The organism is Mailhella massiliensis, from assembly GCF_900155525.1.
Lineage (GTDB): Bacteria > Desulfobacterota > Desulfovibrionia > Desulfovibrionales > Desulfovibrionaceae > Mailhella > Mailhella massiliensis.
In genome coordinates this window covers 384,966-404,318 of record NZ_LT706951.1, presented here as the reverse complement: position 1 = coordinate 404,318, position 19,353 = coordinate 384,966, and the positions used below count along the sequence as shown (strand labels likewise).

The window sequence follows — 19,353 nt, the reverse complement described above, 5'->3', positions numbered from 1 at the left end:
AACACGGCGTTGTTTCTGCTTCGGAAGAATACCTGTACGCTCTTTGCCCGTATTCCGCGCCCCGGGACGCAAAAAACGATTTTATCTTCGAAAAGGAAAGATAATGCTTGACATTCCCGGCGGGCTTTTCTAAAGTCCATCCCGTTGACGCAAGGTCAACCTGTGGGGATGTAGCTCAGCTGGGAGAGCATTGCCTTCGCAAGGCAGGGGTCGAGAGTTCAAATCTCTTCATCTCCACCACTCAAGAGCATGAAGCCCCGCCGTTGAAAAACGGCGGGGCTTTTTCTGTATGTTTCTTTTTTGCAGTAAAGAGGTCGAAGCGGTCCTCTTCACCGGGCAAGAGTCCTCAAGCGGTCCTTCCGCCCCTTTATGTACTGCGCCCGTATGCGTGCGACATGCCCCGCGCGTGTCCGGCGGCCCCGCGTTCCCGCACAAACCGAAAACATTGTACGGTTTGCCCTTTCTTTCTCCTCCCCGTCAGATACCCTGCGCGCCATCCGCCCATATTTCTGGCAAACACCCTGGCAACGACAGTATCGTTGGCATACTTTGTCCCAAGGCGTACATTGTTCGCAGCCCCGTTCCGGTTATCTCCGCTCTCATCTCCGCACAAAACGTAATATTCCGGCCCGTTTTCCTGTTGCCGTACGACGATGCCCCAATGGCACACTTCTTGCAGTATATTTGGAGAAAGATGTACCCGATCCGCGCACCGTATTCCACCTTGCGCATCGGAACATTCCGTGCAATTCTGCGTAAAAGATAGCTGGAGGCATTTCATGGCACACCCCATCAGCCTGACATTCGGCAACCTTACCCACCTGGCCAATACCCTGGGCGATGACACCAATATCGTCGTCAAGAACGGCGGCTTTGAAACCAGAGGAAAGATAGGCACCTTCTTTACCCTCAAGAGCACCAACCGCCACGCAGGCAATGTGCTGTTCGCCGCCGTGCGGCAGCAGTACGGAGACACCGTGGCCGACGCCCTGGCCCCCCGTATGCGCGCCTCCCGCGTGGAGGGCAAGCCCCTCAGCGCCAGAACCGTACGCGATATTCTGGCGGACGCCGCACAGATGCACCAGGGCATAAGCCGCATCAATACCGACATGGCCCGTCATTTCGTGCTGGGCAATACGGGGCAGGGAGATACCCGCAACTTCGGTACTGCGCTGGATGCGTTCTGCGCCGGGCACAACGTCACTCCCGCCGAACGTCAGAAGTTGAAGGACACGTTTGAAGAAGCCGTGCTCAAGACGGCGGCTAAGGAAACGCAGAAGATTCTCAGCTATGAGAACATGAGTGAAATGGTCCGCACGGCCGGTCATACCGCCATGATGAAGGCCTGGAACAACGTGCTTGTCGACAGGTTCATGAACGATTCCACCCAGGGTGCGGAGGCTGCTCTGGACTCCTGCGCCGCCCGCATGAATCTGGACGCCGCGCAGAAGCAGGAACTGCGGAAGCTGGTGGGCATGGCCGTCAGGCACGAAGCGGAAACGGCGGCGGAAAAGGGACTCGAATTTCATGCCGACCAGATGTTCCGCCGTGTGACCGACGGCAATCTGCCTGCCCTGCAGAACTTCGCCTATGCCTGCGGCAAGGGCCCCGCTCCCGACAACGTGGCGCAGATCATGCTGTCGTGGGCCACCCCCGAAACCGCGGCGGATCTTTCCATGCTGAGCGTACAGATCGCGAATCACGGCGGCATAGCGGCCGGCGCTCTGACGGCGCAGCGTCTGGGAGAAATGCGTAATCTTCAGCCCGACGGTCTTCTCAGCCGGGAAACGCTGTGGCAGGGCTGCTTCCATGAAGCCATGCCCGACAATCTGAAGGATGTCGACTTCCGGGGCTTCAACGACGCGGTTTTCGACAGGCTCGGCGCCATGTTCCAGCAGACGCGCCCGGACAGCCCCACCGTGTCTTCCGAAGGCATGACCACCATGGCCGCGGGGCTCAGCCTGGAAAAGACCATGGAAAGCCTGCTCCATCCCGTGTCGGTCACGCTGGCCGACTTCGTCAACCGCCCCACCCTGACGTCGCCCTCGGAACTCAATTCTCTGCAGATGGTGGAAGAATCTCTGGCCAAGGACCTCTACCGCCGCGGTTCGCACAACTCCCTGCCGGGCTACATGCCCACCATCAGCTTCGGCACGGCCGGAGGGGAAACGGAAGTCGTGCGTATTCAGGATACTTCCGGCATGAGTGAGGAGGAAAAGGCACAGTTCAAGGGCGGGCATCCTTCGCCCATAAGCAGAAGCCTGGTCGAACACACGCTGCGTCTCTGTGGAGACAACGAAATCCAGGCCCGGCAGATTATTCAGAGCATGGGCCAGAGCGGCGCCTTCCTCGTCCGCACCGGAAGTCCCGTCACCGGCATTGCGGAATCCGAACACTCTCCGCTGGACATCGACATCCGTCGGGAAGAAAACGGCAACGTCACCATGCGTTACCATAAGCCCGAGGCCTCCCCGCTGGATATCGACTACACCTTTACCATCACCCCCGACGGACAGAGCACGCTGACGGCCTGCCGTATGCAGGCCCGCCGTCCCGCCGACGCCTGATCCGCATACATGAGAGGTTACGACCATGTCTGAAGCATTCACGTCCCTTCTCCGTGCGCTGGCCCCCGCTCTGGGGCTGCCGGAAATCACCCAGCAGGAGGATTCCTCCTGTCTGCTGGTCATCGACGATTTCGAGGTGAGCCTGCGCCACCTGCCCGGCTCCGATGCCGTCATGATGTTCACCGTAGTGGCTCCGCTGCCGGAAAAAGGCAGGGAAACGCTGTATGCCGCGCTTCTGGACGCCAATACCTTCTTCCATGAAACGCAGGGCTTCACGCTGGCCGCAAGGGAAGATACCGGGGTGACGCTTCAGGGCGTCATGTCGATGCGAGTTCTGGACGACGGCAACATTGCCACCTGGGTACAGAACTTCGTCGATATCGCGGAAATGTGGCAGAGCTTCTGCCTGCACGGCGAGGAGGAAACAGACCGGGAAGAAGCCCCCGCCTTCCCTCAGGATATGCTGCGGGTGTAGCGACGCCTTCCCCGGCATACAGAACGTACGGCTCCCCGCCGTAAACGCGGCGTGCCACGCCTTCCCTGCCGCTGCCGACCGATAGACAGCGACGCAGACAAAGCCCCATGCCTTCAGGTTCTCCCTGAAAAGGCATGGGGCTTTTCCATGCATCATCCCTGGTCATGAGCGTTTCCCCGAGGTCCGGCCACGACTGCGGAGTGCCGCAAGATCCTTTTCGTCCCCCCCGCACGGTTCCCGGACGCAACGGCATGGTCGGAAAGACACGTCAATGCAGGTTCAGCATCCTTTCCCGCATCCCGCCCCACGCCGCGCAGGGGACGGAGCATCGCCCGGGCGGCCCCCGCCTCCTTTCTCCGTCGGGCATTCGCCACCGGCCGGAGGGCCGGACATGCTTCTCCGCGGCATGGATGGTTCCGCACCTTCGACCTGCCGTTCCCATCCCCTGCGACATGATTTCTTCATGCCGTCTTCATGCTGCCGTTACCCTCCCCTCCTATAGTCTCCTTCGTAAACGCCCCTTTCCGCGCAAGGCATGTTCCGCCGACCGGGAAAAGGAGGCATAAAGGAGACACATCCATGTTCAATGTCAGAAACGTGCGCCGTACGCATATCGCCGCAACCTTCGTCTCGGCCCTGCTGTGCGCTTCCCTGTGGAGCAGCACGGCCTGCGCGGAAGTCGTGCAGATCGTCTATACCTCCGATCAGCACTACGGCATTTCCCGCAAGAGTTTCCGGGGAGAGAAAAAAGTGTCCGCCACCAAGGTCAACGCCGCCATGGTGGAAGCCATCAACGACCTTCCCGGCCTCACCCTGCCCCCGGATAACGGCGTCATGGCCGAAAAGCCCGTGGGCTGGATAGACTACGTCATCTCCACCGGCGATATCGCCAACCGCATGGAAGGCACGCAGGAAAAGGCTCCCATGACGGCGACGGCCTGTTTCGACCTGTTCATGACCCAGTACGGCAAGGGCCTGACCGTCAAGGACAAGGACGGAAAGCCTGCGGAACTGCTCGCGGTTCCCGGCAACCACGACATGACCAACGCCGTGGGCTTCTTCCGCCCCATGTACCCGGAAAAGGACGACGGCGCCATGCGTGCCATGACCGAGATGTCCACGGGCAAAAAGCCCGGCAAGGACTTCGACCCCTATGCCCGCCCCGTCACTCTGGACAGGGAAAAGGACGGACTGCATCTTCTGCTCATGGGTATCTGGCCGGATACGGCGAGCCGCCGGTGGATGGCGGAAAAGCTTGCCGCCATGCCGGAAGGGGAACCCGTGCTGCTCTTCACGCACATGCCGCCCGACCTTACCGCCAACCGTCTGACCAACCCCAACGGCGATCACGGCCTCAACCCCAAAGACGGCTTTGAAAATCTGACCCCGGATGTGGCGAGCGTGAACACGACGAAGGAACGCCCCCTGCGCGAACACAGGGAACTTGCGGCCTTCCTGAAGGAACATCCTTCCATCCGCGCCTATTTCCACGGGCATGAAAACTACAACGAGTTCTACGACTGGCAGGGCCCGGACTACACCATCTCCCTGCCCACCTTCCGCGTGGATTCTCCCATGAAGGGCGATGTTTCCGGCGGCAACGAAACGGAACTTTCCTTCCTGCTGATTTCCGCAGATACCGATACCGGTCTTATGACGGTGCGGGAAGTGCTGTGGAACACCAACGCTTCCGACACCACCACCTGGGGTCAGACGCGCACCGTTTCGCTCAAGGATTCCCGGAAATAACCACGGCCCGGACGGGCCTCCTCCCCTCCGATTGAAGAAGCGCCGGGTTTCCGCCCGGCGCTTCCCGTTTTCCGGGAACGCGTACAAAAAGAAGATGCGCAGACTCCGCAGCGACCGCTCCGTGTGTTTTTTCCGGCGTATTCTTCCGCCGCAGCCCCGGAAAAACATTCTTTCCATAGCCTGCCCGCATTCGGGCGGACTTTCGGGGGGAAATGCCCCGGGCAGGCCGGAACCAGAAAACGTATGGTTATGAATTGTTACTCCTTGTGATTTGTCCCAAAAAGGAGCGGTCTGACAACTGCGCCCCGGGCAAATCAGAAAAGTTCTCCATGGGGGACTCAAGGTTGGGCACGCGAAGAGAACGGCATATCACAGGGTATTTGCTCCCCACCATCGCAGACAGATCTTCCATGGAGAAAAGGACCGGAGGAGAAATATCATGAAAACTCTGCGCGTGAACGGGCGTGAAGCCAGCAGAGGCGGAGTGTTGCCCCGAACAGGTCCATCTGCTGCTTGAGATACCGCCCAAGATGAGCGCATCGGCGTTTGTCGGATATTGGCAAGGGACCGCAGCCTGATGATCCATGAGCCGTTCGGGGAACTGGGTTCGCAGAGCGCCATCGGGGCCGGGGCCGCGGTCACCATGTCGTACGACGGACAAAACAGGCAAAGACAACCGGGAACATCGGACAGCGGCCGGCCGGGGGTAAGCCCGGCGGGCCGTTCAATATTCCGTATGCCGGAAGCCCGTTTACGGCACCGGCAACGGACATGCAACGGACATGCACAGGTCAGCCTCTGGAAACGCCTGTCCGACAAGGCTGGATAAAAAACTGAGGCGCACAAGAGGCATTGCCAGCAGTACCGGCGCCCCTCGTTATACGCACCCCGCCGTTCTTCACGCTTTTTCACGGTCGAAATCCGGTCGAAGGGCACTGTGACCGGAAAATTTCTTCCGGCAGCGCACCTGTTCTCTCTTTTCACTTCCTTACGAAAACGACAAATTTTCCCTCCGTCCGCACAGCCCCCGCCAGGCCTCTGTCCATTTCCGCCCGTCTGCCGTTTTCCCGAACGCTCCTCTCCCGCAACATCTTCCGCGCTTCCGCTCCGAAACGACATGCCTCATTTCCCTCGCCGGAGGAAAACAGCCAGCAGGACCGTAAAAAAAAGACTGCTTTTTTACAAAAGAAGAAAAGAAAAAAATCTCTTTATTTTTCCCCGTGTTTTCTTCACACCCCGCGTAAGGTGCCCCCATGCCTTGGAAAAGATTCTTGACGGGATATTGCTATAGTTCTATATAGCAATAAACATTTTTGGTAAAAAACGATGATACCCGCCACCTCGCCCTTCGCCCCCGCCTACTCCCGTCTTCAGCAGGAACTTGCCCTGAAGATCAATGCCGGCCGCTGGAAACCCGGAGATCAGCTTCCGCCGGAACGCCAGCTTGCCGAGGAATACGGGCTCAGCGTGGGCACGGTACGCAAGGCCATGGAACAGCTTGTCCAGGCCGGATACTGCTACCGGGTGCAGGGCAAGGGTACCTTCGTCACCGATTTCCCTTCCGACAGGGCCGTATTCTACAAACTCCGCACTTCGTTCAGCGACAGCGACGCCGTGCTCCTGCCCTTCAACATCATCCGCACGGAAGTTTCCGCCGACAAGGACACGGCATCGCGCCTGAACCTGGCCGTCGGCGCGCCCTGCATCCGCGTCAGCCGGTATCTGAACGGACGCGACGGCGGCGGACAGTTTCCCCTCGGCTGGACGGAGTCCTTTTTCTCACGGCCTCTGTGCGACGGGCTGCTTCAGACGCCCATGGCGGATTTTCAAAAGCATTCCCTGTATCATCTTGCGGAACGCGACTGCCATATCCCCTCCTTTTTCTGTGATGAAATCATGCACATCCGCATGGGGCTGCCCCCGGAAGTTCACGCCGGGCTGGGGCTGAAGGAACACTCCCCCTGCTTTGAGCTGCACATGATCTCATACACCTATGGAAACATTCCCTTCGAGTACCGCATAAGCTATGTGCTCGGAGGCAAAAGGGGCCTCATGCGCAAGCATGACTTTCGTCTGTAACCGGGGGAGCAAGCCCTCAATTCAGCCGTTGTTGGGAGGATATCATGAACAAGCTGCTGTCAGCGCTGCTGGCCGGTACGGTTTCCCTGTTCTTCATGGGGCAGGCGCAGGCCGCCTTTCCCGAAAAACCGCTCAATGTCATCGTCGCCTACGCCCCGGGAGGAACCGGCGACATCAGCGTGCGTATGCTTGCCAAGAAGCTGGAAAGCATTCTGGGGCAGCCTCTCGTCATCACCAACAAGGGCGGCGGCGCAGGCGTTCCCGGCTTTGAATATGTGATGAAGGCAAAACCCGACGGATACACCATCGCCGCCCCTGCCACGCCCGCCTTCTCCGCTTCTATTTTTCTGAGAAAAAAAGCCTACGATCTCAATAACATGAGTTTTGCTGGCACCTACATGATCAACGACCGCATTCTGCTTGCCCGCACCGACAGACCCTACAAGAACTGGGAGGAATTCAAGGCCTACATCAAGGCCAACCCCGGCAAGGTCTCCATCGGCAGCGGCGCTTCCCAGGAAGCCGTGGAACTTCTGCGCTCCGTGGCCGTCAAGGAAGGGCTCGACATCAACTTCGTCATGTACAAAAGCGGCGGCGAAGCCTCGGCCGACCTCATCGGCGGACATATCGACGCCTGTGAACTCGGCGTGGGCACCGCAGGCTATCAGGCTGCGCGCAAGGGCGACCTCAATGTGCTGCTCAACCTCGGTACCGGCGAAGTGCCCGACTTCCCGGATCTGCCGAAGCTCCATGCGGATCTCGGCCATCCCTTCTACACCTCGGTTCCCTACTCCTTCATTCTGCCCAAGGGGACTCCTGAGGAAATCCGCGCGACGTGGGAAAACGCCATCAAGCGCGCCCTTGAGGACCCGGAACTTCAGGAAGCCATGCTTAAAGCGGGCTTCAGCCCCAAGTTCATGAACGGTCAGGAAACCAAGTCCTTCTGTGAAGAAGCCACGAAGCTTATCCCGGCCATGCTGGAATTCAACAAGAAGGCCGAATAAAAGCTGCTCAAGAGAAAGGCGGCTCTCCTGCGGGAGAGCCGCCACGGAGTTCCCATGCATACCGACAGACTCACCGGTCTCGGCTTTCTCGTCTTCAGCGCGCTGCTCTGGTTCGTCATCATTCCCGCGCAGACGGAAGGACCAGAGGAAGCGTTCGTTCCGCGCCTGGCCGTTCTGGTCATCGCCCTGCCCTCCCTCATCATGCTGCTGCGCACTCCGGGAGAAAAACCCGCGCCGACCTTCGACCCCACGGCATTCCTGCGCGTCTCGGTGCCTGCCATCCTGCTCTTCCTCGTCTACATCGTATCCCTGTCCAGGCTGGGATTCTTTGTTCCGAGCTTCGTTTTCATCCTCTGCTCGCTCCTGCTGTTCGGGGAACGGCGCAAGAAGGTCTTTCTGTTCACGCCGCTCGTATGTCTCGGCGGCATTTACCTCGTCATCGTCCATTTTCTCCAGTTTGAACTGCCTCGGGGACTGCTCTTCTGACCCCTGCCCGTAACACGGACAGGAAGCGGAAAAGCTCAGGCCGCTCCGCCGGAGGATGCGTCAGGCTCCCGAAAGGGGCCGCCGATTCCGGCCATGCGTTTCCACGATCATCACGACCTCAGGTTCCTCCAAAAAGGCGTCTTCTATGTTTGAAAGTTTAATGACAGCGCTCGGCATGGTGCTGGACTGGCAGAACTTCTTCTGGTCGCTGTTCGGTGTGACCTTCGGCATCATCATGGGTGCCATCCCCGGACTCAGCGACACCATGGCCATCGTTCTGCTTCTGCCCTTCACCTACTACCTCGGGCCCATTCCCAGCATCGCCATGCTCATGGGCCTTTCCAAGGGCGGAAACTTCGGCGGCTCCATTCCCGCCATTCTCTTCAATATTCCCGGCACGCCGCAGGCCATGATCACCACGTTCGACGGCTACCCCCTGGCAAAGCAGGGAAAAAGCGGCAAGGCGCTGAAAACCGCGCTCTTCGCCTCGGTAACGGCCGATACCGCGAGCGACCTCGTGCTCATCTTCCTGGCCGCGCCCGTGGCCATGGTGGCCCTGCACATAGGCCCGCCGGAATACAGCATGATTCTCTTCTTCTCGCTCATCATCATCAGCCTTGCCGCTTCGGGAAGCCCCTGCCGCGGCCTCATCTCCACGGGCATAGGGCTGCTGCTCGCCACCGTGGGATGCGACCCGGAAACCGGCACGCTCCGTTTCAACTTCGGCTTCATCGAACTTGCCGACGGCATCAGCATCATGCCCATGGCCATAGGCCTGCTGGCCTTTTCGGAAGTGCTGCTGCAGGCGGAACGCTGGTACAGGGACCGCAACCGCCGTCAGGCGGAGGAAATCCGCCTTTCCCGCCCCGGCACCGACGACGACCGCCTGACCACCTCGGAAATGAAGCTGTGCCTGCCCACCATAGCCCGTTCCACCCTCATCGGCTCCTTTGTGGGCATCGTGCCCGGTATCGGCACCACCGTGGGGGCCTACCTCAGCTACATCTGGAGCAGGAAGAAATCCCCGTACCCGGAAAAGTTCGGCAACGGCGCGCTGGAAGGCATCGCCGCTTCCGAAGCGGGCAACAACGCCGTCAACGGTCCCAACCTCGTGCCGCTGCTCACCCTGGGCATCCCCGGCAACCTGGCCGCGGCGCTCATTCTGGGCGGCTTCATGATCAAGGGCCTCGTGCCCGGTCCGCAGTTCATGGAAAGCAACGCCCCCATGCTGTACGCGCTCTTTGCCGTGCTGCTCATCAGCAACCTCTATACGCTCATCGTGGGCGGTATCTTCGTGCATTACGCCCGCAAGCTGACCAACATTCCCAAGACGGTGCTGTTCAGCTGCGTCATGATCTTTTCCTTCCTGGGTTCCTATGTGAACAACACCAGTCTCTTCGACGTGGGCGTCATGTTCGTGTTCGGCCTCGTGGGCTACCTGTTCACCAAACTCAGGCTCAGCCTTCCCACCATGATCGTGGCCTTCTTCCTGGGCTCGCTGCTGGAACACAAGATACGCCAGAGCCTCATCATCTCGCGGGGAGACTGGACCATCTTCATCGACAGGCCCATCGCCTGCTGCTTCTTCGCCATGACCGTGTTCGTCACGCTCTTTTACATCGTACGCCTCACCCGCGGCCGCAAGACCGCCAAGCAGTAACCAGGAGGATTCCATGCAGATACTGGAAAGTGATTTTCTCATCATCGGGGGCGGAAGCGCGGGCTGCATCGCGGCCATGCGCGCCCTTCAGGTCGCTCCCGATCTGCGCGTGACCATTTTTGAAAAAAGCGACATCGTCTACGGCGGTTCCATCGCCCGCGGCATGGACGCGCTGAACATCGTCGCCATTCCGGGCAAGACCACGGCCGAACTCTACCTTGAAGCCGTGCGCGCCGGTGCGGCGGGCATTGTGGACGCAGGCCCGAGCTATGTCATGGCCGAACGTTCCTATGCCCTGCTCAAGGAAATGGAAAGCTGGGGCGTCACCTTCCCCAAGGATGAGAACGGCCAGTACAAGACCCTGAAATACCATGTGAAAGGCGAATTTCAGACGGCCATGGACGAACCGGAGCTTAAATCCATGCTGGTGCAGCGCGCCCTCGACCTCGGTGCGCGCCCCGTCAACCGCGTCATGGCGCTGCGTCTGCTCACCGACAACGGCCGCGTGGCCGGCGCCGTGGGCCTGAACGTGCGCACCGGCCAGCTTGTGGTCTGCCGCGCCAAGGCCGTGCTCATCGCCTCCGGCGGCGTCAGCCGTCTCACGCTCCCCAATTCCGGCTACCTGTACGGCGTGTACGACTACCCCGGCAACACCGGCGACGGCTTCGCCATGGCCCTGCGCGCCGGTGCCGGCGTAACGGGCATGGAGTTCACCCAGCGCACCATGCTCATCAAGGACTCCAACATGCCCCTGCTCGCCATCTGCGTCACGCGCGGCGGCAAGGTGCTGGACTGCAACGGTACCGTCATCATGGAAGGCGAAGTCAACAACATCAACGCCATGAACGAAGCCTTCACCGAAGGCCGCGGCCCCGTGCACATCCAGCTCAGTCATCTGCCGGAAGAAAAAATCCGGGAAATCGAACACATCCTGTTCACCACGGAACGGCCGGTGAACGAACGCTTCTTCGGCGGCAGACATATCGATTTCCGCAAGCAGGACATCGAACTGTGGCCCACGGAATACCTGCTCTGCGGCGGCCACGGGCTGGCGGGCATCCGCGTCAATGAACGTGCCGAAACCGCGGTGCCCGGCCTCTACGCTGCGGGCGACGTGGCAAGCGTGGCCAAGCAGCACCTGACCGGGGCCTTCATTTTCGGTGAAATCGCCGCCGAACAGGCCGCCGAATACATTGCAAAGGCCCCCGATACGAACATTCATGAAGACGACGTCGCCGCCGTACGTGAGGAACTCGCGGAGCGCTTCAGCGCCAAAGACCGCGACATCGACGTGCGCGAGCTGGAACACAAGGTGCGCCGCGTGGTGGGCGACTACCTCGTCGCACCCAAGAACTCCCACAAGTTCGAACTGTGGAAGTACTGGTCCGACACCTTCCGCGAAGACTTCAGGCATGTGGCCATCCATAACGGCCATGAGCTTTCCAAGCTTTACGAAGTGGAAAACATCCTGCTCTGCGCCGACTGCTCCGCGCTCGCCGGAGACTTCCGCAAGGAAAGCCGCTGGGGCGAATGCCACCGCCGCAGCGATTACCCCCTGCAGGACGACGCCAACTGGCTCTGCCATGTGGTCATCAAAATGAAGGATAATCATCTGAACGCGGAAAAAGTCCGCATTTCCGAACTGGGCGAGGAGGTTTCCCTGTGATGAACGACAGCAATATCGCCATTGACACCACGCTCTGCCTTGCCTGCGGCAACTGTGTCGACCGCTGCATCATGGACAACCTGCGTCTTTCCCTGCCGCCCTGCCGTCAGGCCTCCCCGCTGGGCGTGAACTATCAGGGCGTGGCCAGACTCCTCGCCTCCGGCAAGGAAGAGGACGCCGCCCGTGAACTCAGGCGCTCCACGCCCTTTGCAGGCATACTCTCCGTGCTGGGCGATCCCTACGCGGAAAAAACCTGTTCCCGCGGTCAGGCCGGAGGCTCTCTGCGCTTTGCCGACCTTCTGCGCTATCTCGTCGCCGCCCGGCCGGACATCGTCTACGGCCCGGAAACACGCAGACTCCCCGTCTCCTCCAAAAAGGCCGCCGTCATCGGTTCCGGCCCCGCCGGTCTTCAGGCGGCCTGGAATCTGCGCATGGGCGGCATAAGCGTCACCGTATTCGAAGCTGCGCCCGAAGCGGGCACGACGCTCACCCATGTTCCCGCCGAGGAAGCGGGAGCGGCCGCTCCCCTGCCCGCCGTTCCCGCCGACGTCATGAAAAAAACCCTGACCATGATGCGCGACGCGGGGATTCTTTTCCTTACCTCTTCCCCCAAAGGTCAGGCGGAGCTGGATGCGCTCTGTGCGGAATACGACGCCGTGCTCTGCACCTGCGGCAAGGGCGCGGTGCTGCCCGCCGACAAGAACGGCCATGTGAAGGATAATCTCTTCGCTGCGGGCACCTGCGTGAAGAACCAGAAAAGCCTGACTCCCCTTCAGGCCATGGCCGCCGCGGCAAAAGCCGCCCACGCGGCGCGCAACCTTCTGGAAGGCTTCGACATCGATTACGAACTCGATGAACGCACGGCCCGCGGGCTGGAACGCTTCGCCGGACTCGGCGACAGGGAAATCGCCGATACCGCGCCCGTGGCCCCCGCAGGGAACCTCTATACCGGTGAGGAAGCCCGTGAGGAAGCCTCCCGCTGCCTGGGCTGCGGCCGTCCCTACGAACGGAACAGGACCTGCTGGTACTGCCTGCCCTGTGAAGTGGTCTGCCCCACGCAGGCGCTGCATGTGCGCATTCCGTACCTGATCCGCTGAACATCTCCGCCATGAACTCCGGCGGCGCTTCGGGCCTTCACGCTTTTTCCTCTGAAAACGCACGGAACGGCCGGAAGCGCCGCTTTTGTATTCTGTGCCGCAACGGGCCGCGGACGACGTCTCCCTGCAAGGATTGTAAGAAGTACGTCCTTTGCGTTATAGGTAGTGGCGCGAACCGGCATACCGCACCACGCCGTTACGCACCTTCAAGGAGATTTCAGTATGAAGCATATCGCTCTGGCGCTTACTCTCACTCTGTTTATGATAGGTACCGCCTCCGCCCGGGAATTCAGCAAGTTCAGCATCGACATTCCCCAGGGCTGGAACGCCATGGAAGAAAACGGCGTCGTCGCCGTTACCGCCCCCGGAAATGAAGCGGCCATTTCCATCGCCGCGGAACGGATGGAAAAACAGAGCCTCGATGTCGTGACCAGAGAGTTTTCCCGGAAGCTGGGAGGCTCGGAGCCGCAGGCGGACGATCAGGGCGTGCATACCTTCAGCTTTACCCGCGACGGGGTGAAGAGCACCTGCTTCTGCGCACTCAAGGACGGAGAGTTCCTTCTCGTCACCGTTACCGATCCTACGGGAAAGCATACCGCCGCCATACAGAACATGCTTTCCACGCTGAAGAAGAAGTAACGCTCCTTGAGCGGGGAAGAGGATTCCTGCGCCGTCGCCGAAGTCCTCTTCCTGGAAGGGTATCTGCCCGGTCTCTGCGCCGGGCCTCTTTCTCAACGGCGCAGGCGGGAACCTTCCCTACGGGGCGGGGGAATATTCCGGCGGATGCCGGGACGTCGGAGGTACTTTCTGAGAAAGGGCGCGTTTCCCCTGTCTCTGCGCAGCACAAAGACGTATCGGTACAAAGATGTAACGTATATTGCGAAGAGCGTACTCCTTTTTCTGCAGAAGTATCTGTATCAATGCAGATACATGAGAATCATATGCCAAAAAATGCGTTCGACGGCATGAAACGCCTGCCTCCATATCATATTTTTTCTTTTTTCTCCGGGCAGTTGCGAAGAACGAAAAGGCACTCTTGCCTATTTTTTCCGATACGGATACGCTGATACATCTTTTTTCTGCAACAAAAGAGTACGGATGATGAAAAACGACGCGCTGTGGCAGAAGGCCATGGAATATCTCGACGGCAGACAGACGGAGATGCTCCAGCTTCTGAAAAACCTTGTGGAAATGGAAACCCCGTCCTCCGACAGGGAGGCGGTGAGCCGCCTTGCCGGGCATCTCGACACCTATTGCGACGCCATGGGCATGACATGCCGCAAAGAGCATTACGCCCACGCCGGAGATGCGCTCGCGGCCCGTACCGCCCCTGCCGGGAAAAAGCCCGTGGCCCTGCTCGCCCACCTCGACACCGTGCATCCTGCGGGGAGCTGGCCCGAGCTCTTCCGGCAGGAAGGCGACCGCCTCTACGGCCCCGGCGTGTACGACTGCAAGGGCGGCATCGTCATCGCGCTCTTCGCCATCAAGGCTCTTCTTGTCTGCGGCTACAGGGAACGGCAGATAAGGCTCGTGCTCGCCAGCGATGAGGAAACGGCGCACATGCTCTCCGAAGGTCTCGGCGGCCGGCTTTTCACCGAAGAATGCAGAGACTGCGCGGCTGCCTTCAACTGCGAAAGCGGATCCCCGGCGAATGAAATCGTCATCAGGCGCAGGGGCGGCGCCGTTCTGCGCATTCACGTCACGGGCATTGCCGCCCATGCCGGACGAAACCCGGAAAAAGGCGCCAGCGCCATACGCACGGCCGCACGCCTTGTGGAACGCATCGAACAGCTTACCGATCTGTCCGGCAACCTGTTCAACTGCGGCAAAATCACGGGCGGAACGGGGGCCAACGTCATCGCCGATTCCTGCGACATCTCTCTGGGGCTGCGCTATCACAGCAACGCCGACTATGAAAAAGCCCTCCGCGAACTGCAAAGGCTGTGCGAAGAACTGCCTCTGCCCGGTACGACGGCCACGTTCTCCCTGCTCGGACGTTACCCCGCCATGGAGGAGACTCCCGGCACGGCAAAACTCCTTTCCGTGTACGACAACGCTTCCCGTATGCTCGGCTTCGGGCCTGCGACGGCCCTTGCCGCAGGCGGCTGTTCCGACAGCGCCTTCGTCACCCAGATGGGCGTGCCCACACTGTGTTCTCTGGGCATAGCCGGAGCCAACGCCCACACGAAGGAAGAATACGCGCTGCTCTCCTCTCTGCTGCCTCAGTGCAGAAAGCTGGTGACGGCCATTCTTTCCCTGCCCGACGACGAGGCATGACGCCTGCCCGGCCCGCATCCGGCAAACTTCAGACCGTGCTTTTTCACCACACTCAGAACAAAGGCCTCCCATGAGCGCACAGGTTAAAAAATTCCAGTTCCCCAATTCCCTCGTCATCGTTTTCGCCATGATGGTTCTGGCCGCCGTGCTGACGCATGTCATTCCGGCAGGGATGTACGACCTCATTCCCGGAACGAAACTCCTCGATCCCGTCACCTATCACGCCATCGAACAGCAGGGCGTTTCCCCTTGGGGCCTTGTCGACGCCGTGTTCGCGGGCATGGTCAAGGCCGGGCCCATCATCGTGTTCACTTTTCTGGTAGGCGGCTATTTTCAGGTGCTCATCGCGAGCAACTCCGTGGATGCCTTCATCAGCCGCCTTGTGCGTGCTCTCGGCACCCGTTCCTTCCTCATCCTGCCCTGCCTCGCACTCATCATGAGCATTCTCGGCGCGTCCGGGGTCATGGCCAACCCCGTGGTGGCCACCATTCCCATAGGCGTCATTCTTGCGCGCAAACTCGGTGCGGACAGAGTCACGGGGGTGGCCGTCATGTTTCTGGCCGCCTACGGCGGTTATGCCACCAGTCCCGTATGCGCCATGACGGTGCAGATCGCGCAGCAGATTTCCGGGCTGCCCATGCTTTCCGGCTTCGGCTTCCGCTGCGTGGTCTGGCTGGTCTTCTTCCTGCCCACCGCGGCCTTCATCGTGCGCTATGCCGACAAGGTCCGGCAGAACCCCCATGCGGGCGTGCTGGACGAGGCGGAACCGGCCGCAGCCGAAGATTCCGCCGTTCCCTTCAACGGTCGTCATGCCCTGGCCCTTCTCGGCCTTGCGGTCGGCCTCGGCATATATGTATGGGGTTCGCTCACCCTGCACTGGGGCATGAACTACATGGCGGGCATCATGATGCTGGTCGCCATGTTCTGCGCGCTGGTCACCGGCATGGGCATGAACGGATTTGTGGCCGGATTCCTGCAGGGCGCAAAACAGATGACCTTCTCCGCCATGCTCATCGGTCTGGCCACCGGCATTTCCGTGGTGCTGAGCGAAGGCCATATCCTCCACTCCATCATCTACGGCATGGCCATGGCGCTGGACAGCCTGCACAACGCCATGGTCGCTCCGGTGATGTTCCTTTTCAACCTGCTCTTCAACTTCTTCGTGCCCTCGGGTTCCGGACAGGCCGCCGTAGTCATGCCCATCATGGCGCCGCTGTCCGACGTGGTTCATGTGACCCGTCAGACGGCCGTACTGGCGTTCCAGCTGGGCGACGGCCTTTCCAACGTCATCTTCCCCACCAACGGCACCATGATGGCCTGCATCGCCGCAGCGGGCATCAACTACAGGACCTGGGCAGGCTGGGTGCTGCCCCTGTTCCTGTTCTGGACGGCGCTTGCCGTAGTGACCATGGTCGTTGCCGTGGCCACGGGCTTCTGACATCTTCCCGAACTGTTCAGGCCCCGCTTCCATGAAGCGGGGCCTTTTTCATGCCTTTCCGGAAAAGCTCCGGCAGGATGCCCTTTCCGTCACGGACGACAGGGAATCTCCCCGACTTTGCCGAAAAACATCGTGTCCTTTGCATGAGGCTCCTGGCGCAACTTTCCGAAACAGCGCGGATTGACGCCGGAATGTCTTCCCCCCCCTGTGCGGGCATTGATAAACGCGGCGGGGAGGTATATGCCTCTTTCCGTTTCCCTTTTCGGGAAGGTTCCCCTGCACCGCCGTGAACACGGCCCTTTCTCCCGGAGGCATACCATGCCGCTCAAACATGAAAAACTTGTCTATGTGTATCTGTTCATCACCTTCTTCCTCTGGGGAAGCCTCTATGTGGCCGGAAAGTATGTTCTGGACAAGGTTCCCCCGTTCACGGTCTCCCTGGTGCGTTACGCCGTGGCCTTTCTTCTGCTTTTCCTCTTCATACGCATCAGGAAGTACCGCCCCATAGAAAGAAAGGACTACAGGCCTATTTTCCTCATCGGCTTTCTGGGATATTTCGTGGCTCTGGTGCTGCAGCTTCTGGGGACGAAATTTTCCAGCGCCTCCTTCGCCGCTCTGGTCAATTCCCTGAATCCCATCGTCATCATGCTCATGGCGGCCCTCCTCCTTCACGAAAAGCTCACCTTCCAGAAAATCACCGGCATCGTTCTGGGGCTGGCGGGGGTGTATATCATCATCGGCGGCGTCCACGGTTCCGGCATGATGGCGGGCATTGTTCTTTCCCTTGTTTCCGTACTGCTCTGGTCGTATGTATCCATACTCATCCGCAAGATGAGCCACAGGTATCCGCCGCTGCTCATCACCGCCTGGAGCATGGGCGTGGCGCTCGTGTGCACGCTGCCCGTATCGGTCGTGGAACTGATACGCACTCCCGTGGCCTGGGATGCGGGCGTCGTGCTCGCCCTGCTGCACATGGCCGTCATGTGTACCTGCGTCGCGCATCTGCTCTGGAATGAAAGCCTTTCCCTCACCGAGGCGGGTACCTGTTCCGCCTTCTACCCCGTGCAGCCGCTCTCGGCCACGGCGCTCGGCATACTGCTGCTGGGAGAAACCGTTACCCCGTCGTTCTGGACCGGCAGTGCGCTCATTCTCATGGGCGTGATGCTCTGCCTCATACGCGTCGGGCACTTCGTTCCGGGCATGATTCATCTGCCGGGCATGAGCCGGGTGAAAAAGCACTGATTGCCGGGAATCTCTCTTTTCCGCCGCTTCTCCCTCACCGTCATCCCCGCATTGAACGCTTTCCCCGGAAGCCGCACCTCCTTCGTTCCCCCGGAACATCGTCCCTGCGGTCATGCTGCCGCCCGCGCAAGGCAGATGTCGCGTCCGGCAAAGACCTGCGGCAGTCGTGCAGGAAAAACATATCCTGACCAAGGCACGGACCATCCCTTTTTTCCATGGAAAAACGCCGTATGCCGGAATCCCGGCATACGGCGTTTCTGCTTCTCTCCGCGAAGCTCCCGGACTACGGACGCCCCGCACTCCCGAGTCTAGCGCTTCGCGGCGAGTTCAAGAATCTTGAACGTCATGTCCAGCGACTTGCACAGCGAAGGAATGGGAAGAAATTCCGCATTGGAATGGAAGTTCAGCCCTCCGGTAAAGTAGTTGGGCGTAACGAGTCCCTTTGCGGAAAGCACGGAACCGTCGGTGCCGCCGCGCATGGCTATGGTCCTGGGTTCCACGCCGATTTCACGCGCAGCTTCGTACATGAGGTCGATGGGGGCGCGGTCTTCTCCGATGGAGTCGCTGATATTGCCGTACACATCCGTTATGGTCACCTTGATGCCGGCCCTCTTGTGACGGATGCGCATGAAGTCCACCACATCCAGCACATACTTCTTGCGGGCTTCGTAGCCTTCCTTATCGAAGTCACGAATATTCATGCGCAACACGCAGCGGCTGTCGTTGGCCTCGGCTCCGGTGAACCACCAGTAGCCTTCCATGCCGTCGGTATGTTCCGGGGTCTGCTTGCGGTCGAAGCAGGCGATGATGTCGGCCGCGACGAGCAGAGGATTGACCAGCACGCCCTTGGCGGACATGGGATGCGCCGTCACGCCCTGAATCTCGAAAAGCACGCTGCCTGCGTTGAAAGTTTCGCACACCAGTTCGCCCACGGCGCAGCAGTCGATGGTGTAGGCGAAATCCACCCTGAACTTCTCAAGATTCATGAGCTTGGAACCGCAAAGTCCGATTTCCTCATCGGGCACGAAGGCCACGCGGATATCGCCGTGCGGCAGGGACTGCGAGGTCATGGCGTGCAGCATGGTCATCACATTGGCGATGGCCGCCTTGTTGTCTGCGCCGAGCACGCTGGTACCGTCGGTGAACACAATGTCCTGCCCGGCGTAGGCGGCAAGCTCGGGATGTTCGGAAAGACGCAGCCAGATATCCTTTTCCGCGTTCAGGCAGACATCTCCGCCTTCATAGCGGAGCACCTGGGGATGCACTTCGGGAGAAAGGGAAACAGGCACCGTATCCAGATGCGCCACAAAGCCGATGGCAGGCGCACCGGGCACGTTGCCGGGCAGATACGCCGTAAGAACGGCATGTTCATCCAGTTCTATCTCCTCAAGTCCCATGGCGCGCAGCTCGCCTTCCAGAAGACGGGCCAGTTCACGCTGACCTTCGCTGCTGGGGACCACTCCCGCCGAAGGATCGCTTTCGGAAGCAACGGCCACATAACGCAGGAAGCGTTCCGTAAGCTCGCCGGCATACTGATGTTCCATGATTTTTGCCTTTCTTTGACTGGTTGAATGAAAAGCCCCGTCGACGCCTTTGCCGCGGCGGAACCGGAA

14 protein-coding genes and 1 tRNA gene are annotated in these 19,353 nt (G+C 60.0%); 14 read left to right on the top strand and 1 reads right to left on the bottom strand.

All coding sequences use genetic code 11. The features are described 5' to 3' along the window. The first annotated feature begins 164 nt into the window (after positions 1-164). The 14 genes from CZ345_RS07465 to CZ345_RS07390 all read left to right on the top strand — a co-directional run bounded on the left by CZ345_RS07465 (position 165) and on the right by CZ345_RS07390 (position 17,740). Positions 165-240 (top strand) — tRNA-Ala (locus CZ345_RS07465). Positions 241-779: 539 nt separating this feature from the next. After that, entirely contained in the window at positions 780-2,567 is a 1,788-nt protein-coding gene (locus CZ345_RS07455) for a hypothetical protein (RefSeq protein WP_077072535.1), read from the top strand. A gap of 25 nt (positions 2,568-2,592) precedes the next feature. Beyond that, a complete protein-coding gene (locus tag CZ345_RS07450) occupies positions 2,593-3,042 on the top strand; it encodes a type III secretion system chaperone (RefSeq protein WP_077072534.1) in 450 nt (149 codons plus the stop codon). A gap of 579 nt (positions 3,043-3,621) precedes the next feature. Then, on the top strand, positions 3,622-4,791 hold the full coding sequence (locus CZ345_RS07445) for a metallophosphoesterase (RefSeq protein ID WP_077072533.1): 1,170 nt from the start codon (positions 3,622-3,624) through the stop codon (positions 4,789-4,791). Positions 4,792-6,117: 1,326 nt separating this feature from the next. Beyond that, a complete protein-coding gene (locus CZ345_RS07435; RefSeq protein WP_077072531.1) occupies positions 6,118-6,870 on the top strand; it encodes a GntR family transcriptional regulator in 753 nt (250 codons plus the stop codon). Between the two features lie 44 nt (positions 6,871-6,914). Next, on the top strand, positions 6,915-7,874 hold the full coding sequence (locus tag CZ345_RS07430; protein ID WP_077072530.1) for a tripartite tricarboxylate transporter substrate binding protein: 960 nt from the start codon (positions 6,915-6,917) through the stop codon (positions 7,872-7,874). Positions 7,875-7,928: 54 nt separating this feature from the next. Beyond that, the gene (locus CZ345_RS07425) at positions 7,929-8,360 is read left to right on the top strand and encodes a tripartite tricarboxylate transporter TctB family protein (protein WP_077072529.1); all 432 of its coding nucleotides are present in this window, start codon (positions 7,929-7,931) and stop codon (positions 8,358-8,360) included. A 145-nt stretch (positions 8,361-8,505) separates the two neighbouring features. Then, positions 8,506-10,020, top strand: coding sequence for a tripartite tricarboxylate transporter permease (locus CZ345_RS07420; protein ID WP_077072528.1), 1,515 nt, complete (start codon positions 8,506-8,508; stop codon positions 10,018-10,020). A 13-nt stretch (positions 10,021-10,033) separates the two neighbouring features. Beyond that, positions 10,034-11,686, top strand: a complete 1,653-nt coding sequence (locus CZ345_RS07415) for an FAD-binding protein (protein ID WP_077072527.1) — start codon at positions 10,034-10,036, stop codon at positions 11,684-11,686. Beyond that, a complete protein-coding gene (locus tag CZ345_RS07410) occupies positions 11,686-12,783 on the top strand; it encodes an NAD(P)-binding protein (RefSeq protein WP_077072526.1) in 1,098 nt (365 codons plus the stop codon). Before CZ345_RS07415 ends, CZ345_RS07410 begins: the two co-directional genes overlap by 1 nt. Positions 12,784-13,005: 222 nt before the next feature. Continuing rightward, a complete protein-coding gene (locus CZ345_RS07405; protein ID WP_077072525.1) occupies positions 13,006-13,422 on the top strand; it encodes a hypothetical protein in 417 nt (138 codons plus the stop codon). Between the two features lie 459 nt (positions 13,423-13,881). Further along, the gene (locus CZ345_RS07400; protein WP_077072524.1) at positions 13,882-15,060 is read left to right on the top strand and encodes a M20 family metallopeptidase; all 1,179 of its coding nucleotides are present in this window, start codon (positions 13,882-13,884) and stop codon (positions 15,058-15,060) included. A gap of 70 nt (positions 15,061-15,130) precedes the next feature. Then, a complete protein-coding gene (locus tag CZ345_RS07395; RefSeq protein WP_077072523.1) occupies positions 15,131-16,498 on the top strand; it encodes a YfcC family protein in 1,368 nt (455 codons plus the stop codon). 318 nt (positions 16,499-16,816) lie between these two features. After that, the gene (locus CZ345_RS07390; RefSeq protein WP_083717328.1) at positions 16,817-17,740 is read left to right on the top strand and encodes a DMT family transporter; all 924 of its coding nucleotides are present in this window, start codon (positions 16,817-16,819) and stop codon (positions 17,738-17,740) included. Between the two features lie 308 nt (positions 17,741-18,048). On the opposite strand, the gene pepT is transcribed toward CZ345_RS07390, so the two are convergent. Beyond that, on the bottom strand, positions 18,049-19,284 hold the full coding sequence (gene pepT, locus CZ345_RS07385; protein WP_077072521.1) for a peptidase T: 1,236 nt from the start codon (positions 19,282-19,284) through the stop codon (positions 18,049-18,051). Positions 19,285-19,353: the final 69 nt, after the last annotated feature.

Excerpts from the sequence above, each read along its gene's own strand:
- CZ345_RS07455 (WP_077072535.1), top strand. The coding sequence starts at position 780 with ATGGCACACCCCATCAGCCTGACATTCGGCAACCTTACCCACCTGGCC.
- CZ345_RS07450 (WP_077072534.1), top strand. The coding sequence starts at position 2,593 with ATGTCTGAAGCATTCACGTCCCTTCTCCGTGCGCTGGCCCCCGCTCTG.
- CZ345_RS07445 (WP_077072533.1), top strand. The coding sequence starts at position 3,622 with ATGTTCAATGTCAGAAACGTGCGCCGTACGCATATCGCCGCAACCTTC.
- CZ345_RS07435 (WP_077072531.1), top strand. The coding sequence starts at position 6,118 with ATGATACCCGCCACCTCGCCCTTCGCCCCCGCCTACTCCCGTCTTCAG.
- CZ345_RS07430 (WP_077072530.1), top strand. The coding sequence starts at position 6,915 with ATGAACAAGCTGCTGTCAGCGCTGCTGGCCGGTACGGTTTCCCTGTTC.
- CZ345_RS07425 (WP_077072529.1), top strand. The coding sequence starts at position 7,929 with ATGCATACCGACAGACTCACCGGTCTCGGCTTTCTCGTCTTCAGCGCG.
- CZ345_RS07420 (WP_077072528.1), top strand. The coding sequence starts at position 8,506 with ATGTTTGAAAGTTTAATGACAGCGCTCGGCATGGTGCTGGACTGGCAG.
- CZ345_RS07415 (WP_077072527.1), top strand. The coding sequence starts at position 10,034 with ATGCAGATACTGGAAAGTGATTTTCTCATCATCGGGGGCGGAAGCGCG.
- CZ345_RS07410 (WP_077072526.1), top strand. The coding sequence starts at position 11,686 with ATGAACGACAGCAATATCGCCATTGACACCACGCTCTGCCTTGCCTGC.
- CZ345_RS07405 (WP_077072525.1), top strand. The coding sequence starts at position 13,006 with ATGAAGCATATCGCTCTGGCGCTTACTCTCACTCTGTTTATGATAGGT.
- CZ345_RS07400 (WP_077072524.1), top strand. The coding sequence starts at position 13,882 with ATGATGAAAAACGACGCGCTGTGGCAGAAGGCCATGGAATATCTCGAC.
- CZ345_RS07395 (WP_077072523.1), top strand. The coding sequence starts at position 15,131 with ATGAGCGCACAGGTTAAAAAATTCCAGTTCCCCAATTCCCTCGTCATC.
- CZ345_RS07390 (WP_083717328.1), top strand. The coding sequence starts at position 16,817 with ATGCCGCTCAAACATGAAAAACTTGTCTATGTGTATCTGTTCATCACC.
- pepT (WP_077072521.1), bottom strand. The coding sequence starts at position 19,284 with ATGGAACATCAGTATGCCGGCGAGCTTACGGAACGCTTCCTGCGTTAT.